The organism is Sphingomonas folli (assembly GCF_019429525.1).
GTDB classification, from domain to species: Bacteria; Pseudomonadota; Alphaproteobacteria; order Sphingomonadales; family Sphingomonadaceae; genus Sphingomonas; species Sphingomonas folii.
Genome location: NZ_JAHXZL010000019.1, coordinates 1 through 4549, shown reverse-complemented (window position 1 = coordinate 4549; position 4549 = coordinate 1). Strand labels below are relative to the sequence as shown.

Annotated in this window: 5 protein-coding genes; all 5 read left to right on the top strand. The window is 61.8% G+C overall.

Annotated elements, in window-relative coordinates; genetic code table 11:
- Positions 1–299 (top strand): hypothetical protein (locus KZ813_RS19940; RefSeq protein WP_219756740.1); only part of this gene is annotated, 299 nt, incomplete at its 5' end.
- Positions 300–888: 589 nt separating this feature from the next.
- Positions 889–1182, top strand: a complete 294-nt coding sequence (locus KZ813_RS20535) for a helix-turn-helix domain-containing protein (protein WP_373369295.1) — start codon at positions 889–891, stop codon at positions 1180–1182.
- 328 nt (positions 1183–1510) lie between these two features.
- On the top strand, positions 1511–2686 hold the full coding sequence (locus KZ813_RS19930; RefSeq protein WP_219756738.1) for a zinc-dependent alcohol dehydrogenase: 1176 nt from the start codon (positions 1511–1513) through the stop codon (positions 2684–2686).
- Between the two features lie 149 nt (positions 2687–2835).
- Complete coding sequence (locus tag KZ813_RS19925) at positions 2836–3609, top strand: alpha/beta fold hydrolase (protein WP_219756737.1); 774 nt, start codon at positions 2836–2838, stop codon at positions 3607–3609.
- Between the two features lie 247 nt (positions 3610–3856).
- Positions 3857–4258 carry a GFA family protein gene (locus KZ813_RS20530; protein ID WP_219756736.1) on the top strand — a complete coding sequence of 134 codons (402 nt, stop codon included), beginning with the start codon at positions 3857–3859 and terminating at the stop codon, positions 4256–4258.
- Positions 4259–4549: the final 291 nt, after the last annotated feature.

Below are 4549 nucleotides of genomic sequence, written 5' to 3'. Positions count from 1 at the left end.
CTCCATACAGGCCAGCAGCCGTGATGATGGCTGCATCACAGGCCGGACACACGGAAGCACCTGAACCCGCGCGATCAAATCTCCCGAACACCCCCTTGTATCCGGTGGGGCGTCCACACACGGACGCCCATTCATCTCCACGGCCGACATGCGTGATGCGCCGCAAAGCCATGGGCCTGGTCGGGTTTTGGCAGGTAAGCAGACTTTTGAGCGGCCGTCAGCCGCCGCTACCAAAGAAGATGATCGGTGATGACGCCGAACCTGACGAGGAGGCCAAGCGCCGCGCCGATGAGAAGTAGAAGGCCGTATACGGCCATCGCTTGTATCCGGCTTCGACGATCCGTCTGATAGCTCATGTCTGATCGCCTTGTAGCTTGTGGGGCGTCAAAGTTGAACGATCGAACAGATGTCTGCAAGTGGGCGCTTGCGGCCCCCTGCCCCCTCGTGCCGAGGACCCAAAAACCGTCACTCCGCGAGCCACAAGCGATCCTAAACTCCGGTCACTCGTTCATGTCAAAGGCAGTCAGCGTCCAAGCCAGTGCGCACCAGCGTGTGCGTCCCCTCACAGCCTGGGGCGGTGGACGCCGCGCGTATCAGCTGCCCGCACGCTGCGCTGACGCCTCGAGCTAATCGAACAGCCACGAGCTGATTCAATGTAACAATCTTTTGCTGCGCGGCTAATCGGCTGCAGAACTGATTAACACACGTTTGTAAAAGGCATCCGACGAGCCGGAGTTTCGTACCTCCGCATAGGTGTCCCAGTGGCGCTACGGACGGAGATCGCAGAGTGCATCAATCTACAATGCTTCGCACTTGGTTTGTTGTAGAGGTGTGTTTGTACACGGCGAGTGTCGCGGCGTCGAGGACTGGTGGGCTGGACAGCGAGCTATGAGCATAGACCATCAGGTTGAGGGTACGATGGCATACGCGCAACGCGCTGCCATACAGTCGGCTCTACGTCTGTCGAGCTATAATCTGAGCGCAGCGGCCGAGCGCCTGCGAATAGGAAGAACAACACTGTACCGTCTCATCGACCAGTATGACATCAAGTTCGATGAGGAGGCTCGCCGGTCCGGTGCTACTCGCCGAAGGCGTTCGGCCGGAAACTCTCAGCCACGAGTGACGCTGGTCGATGGCAACTGGTACTTGGAACAGCGAGGAAACGCCGCGAGACGAGCGTAACCGACACAAGGCGACCGTCGCTCTAAGGCCATCCCATTCCCACTCGAGGTCGCAAGGCGCCGAAAATGGAGGTGCGCACCCCCTCCTCTACCGTGTCAAGACCCATACCCGGCCGTCCAAATTGCCTGTGCCGTTCACCAGCTTCGGTCGTTCGTTCAGCTTACAGTTGTCGGCTTGGTGCAGTGGCGAGGCCGATGTGAGATACGCCAACGCGGGGAAACTAGATTACACAGAGGAAGGTTTGCGCCCGTTCTGCTCGCGGGGGCGTTGAGGCTTTTCAGTCGCTTTTCCGATCCTGGCGGAGCTCCTGCTCACACGGAGAAGAAACATGCGCGCACTTTGCTGGCACGGTAAGGGAGACGTCCGCGTCGACACCGTCGCGGATCCCGAGATCAAGCACCCGCGCGACGCGATCATCAAGGTCACCGCCTGCGCGATCTGCGGATCGGACCTGCACCTGCTCGACGGCTACCAGCCCACCATGGAGGCCGGTGACATCCTCGGTCACGAGAACATGGGCGAGGTCGTGGCGCTCGGCTCCGAAGTCACTAACCTGAAGATCGGCGACCGTGTGGTGGTGCCGTTCACGATCAGCTGCGGCGACTGCTGGTTCTGTCGCAAGGGCCTGTTCGCGGCCTGCAACCGGACCAACCCGAATGCCGAAATGGCCGCCAAGGCGATGGGGCACTCGCCCGCCGGTCTGTTCGGCTTCAGCCACATGCTGGGCGGCTATTGCGGCGGTCAGGCCGAGTATCTCCGCGTGCCGATGGCGGACATCGGGCCCATCAAGATCCCCGACAGCGTCACCGACGATCAGGCGCTGTTCCTGTCGGACATCTTCCCGACCGGCTACATGGCCGCCGAGAACGCGCAGATCGAACCGGGTGATACGGTCGCGATCTGGGGCTGCGGACCGGTCGGCCAGTTCGCCATCCGCTCCGCGCTGATGATGGGTGCCGGCCGCGTGATCGCGATCGACGAGGTGCCCGAGCGGCTCGTGATGGCGGAAGCCGGCGGTGCCGAGACGATCAACTTTGCCGAGACGGACGTGTTTGACGAACTTCAGGCCCGTACCAAGGGACGCGGACCCGACAGCTGCATCGACGCGGTGGGTTGCGAGGCCGCGGGCCATGGTGCGGCGGACGCCGTTATGGATAAGGTCAAGGCGTCGATGTTCCTCGCTACCGACCGCGTCCACGTGCTGCGCCAGGCGATCATGAGCTGTCGCAAGGGCGGCACGGTGTCGGTACCCGGTGTCTATGTCGGCATGGGCGACAAGCTGCCGATCGGCGCGGCGATGAACAAGGGACTGACGATCAAGCTCGGCCAGACCCATGTGCAGCGTTACACCAAGCCGCTGTTGGAGAAGATCGTGGCCGGGAAGATCGACCCCAGCTTCGTCATCACGCACCCTTCCAGCCTTGAGGACGCGCCGGAGATGTACGCCAGGTTCCGCGACAAGGAGGACGGCGTCATCAAGGTGGTCATGCGTCCGCACGGCTAAGCTGCGCATCGCTCATCGTCGTGGCGGCGTACGATCCCTTTTTGAAGATCGAGCGCCGCGACGACCGGCGCACGGCAGCTCGCAGATCAACTGGTGCCATGCACGGACGGTGCTCGTTGAGCCGTCTCAGATAACCGAAATGGAACGAGATGCACGATATCAACCGCGGCTCTGGCCGCAAACTGCTGCTTGTCCACGGTCTGGGCGGAAGCTCACGGTCATGGAGCCCCATTCTAGACTCGCTCAGCGCCAGTCGAGCGGTGATCGCGATCGACCTGCCCGGCCACGGCGCGACCCCGGCGGAGCACGATAGCGGGACGTTCGACGGTCTGGTCGGGAGCGTCCAGCGCTATATCGAGAAACACGAGCTGACCGGAATTGACGTCGTCGGCAGCTCGATGGGTGCACGGATAGTGCTCGAACTTGCCAGGCGCGGCGTCGTCGGCAACGTCGTCGCGCTTGACCCGGGTGGGTTCTGGCGTGGTTGGGAGCGCACCTTCTTCAAGACCACGATCGGCATCTCGGGCCGCTTGTTGCGGGCGATCCGACCCGCCCTACCGACGCTGAGCGGTAACGCGGCCTCGCGCACTGCCTTGCTCGCCCAATTGTCCGCTCATCCATGGGCGCTTGATCCGCAGATGGTGGCGACCGAGTTGACCGGTCTCAGTACGACACAGACGTTCGATGCGCTGGTCCATGACCTTGCGACCGGGCCGGAGCAGACCGGTCCTGCTGCCGAGTGCACTGGCCGGATCATCATCGGATGGGGCAGGCACGACAGGCTCTGCCTGCCGGGTCAGGCGGCGCGCGCAAAAGCTGCGTTCCCGTCCGCAGAGCTGCACTGGTTCGAGGCCAGCGGTCATTTTCCGATGTGGGACATGCCGGAAGAGACGGTCGAGGTCATCCTCAGAGCTACGCTGTGAATTCAGCAGGGTGTACGCAGACCCAGAAGCTGCCATTCTCGCCACCCTGCCAGCTTCCGAACTCCCGTCATTCGTTCATGTCGGCGTGCGACGCATTCGGCCACTCGGCGCAGCTGTCTGACTGGCTCAATCTGGCAGGTTTGCGGAACGGCGGTTGTCGAGCGCGGAGATGTCGTGACTAGCCGCGGCAGCCCCGCTAATCGACAAATCAGCCGATGGGACAGCCCAGTTAAGCGGAGACATAGAAATGGACCGGAAGCGACTGCGTGGCGCCTGCCTCTGCGGTTTGGTCACGTATGAGGTAGCGGACGCATTCGAATACGCTCTCATATGTCACTGCTCACAATGCAGAAGGGCCACGGGCGCCTCTTCCAAACCCTTCGCCGGCATTCCAATGGCCGAGCTAACGATCCACAATCGAAGTGCCATCAAACCTTATGGTGATGAGCACGGCTTCGATGCACGCTGCGAGCGGTGCGGTTCTCTTTTATTTTCAAGCGTACGCGGCGGAGCCTACGCACACGTAACTTTGGGCACCCTGGTAGATGACCCGTCGATCCGTCCTACTGCGCACATATTCGCGGACTCCAAAGCGCTTTGGGAGACGATAGGCGATAATCTTCCGCAATTTGCTGAACTGCCCGACTGAGAGCGAGCCACCCGTGCCAGAAAGAACCCGAGTACATGCTGAACGATCGACCGCTTTCAAGCGCAGCGCGAAGCCGCTGAACGGCAGGCTCTGGGCGTTAGCGGCCTCCTGCCCTCTCGTGCCGAGGACCCAAAACCGGCCATTTGGAAGGTCCAAGGCGCTTCCCAACTTCGTTGGGGTGGACGCCCCCTGACGGCATCGATGTGCCAGAGTGGAGGTGTTGAAACACCACTGTAGGAGGCGTCCGTGAGTGAGGTTAGCACAGTCGGCATCGATCTGGCCAAGTCGGTT

What these genes read in the sequence shown, in the direction of transcription:
- KZ813_RS20530 (WP_219756736.1), top strand. Translation starts at nt 3,857, where the DNA reads ATGGACCGGAAGCGACTGCGTGGCGCCTGCCTCTGCGGTTTGGTCACG.
- KZ813_RS19925 (WP_219756737.1), top strand. Translation starts at nt 2,836, where the DNA reads ATGCACGATATCAACCGCGGCTCTGGCCGCAAACTGCTGCTTGTCCAC.
- KZ813_RS19930 (WP_219756738.1), top strand. Translation starts at nt 1,511, where the DNA reads ATGCGCGCACTTTGCTGGCACGGTAAGGGAGACGTCCGCGTCGACACC.
- KZ813_RS20535 (WP_373369295.1), top strand. Translation starts at nt 889, where the DNA reads ATGAGCATAGACCATCAGGTTGAGGGTACGATGGCATACGCGCAACGC.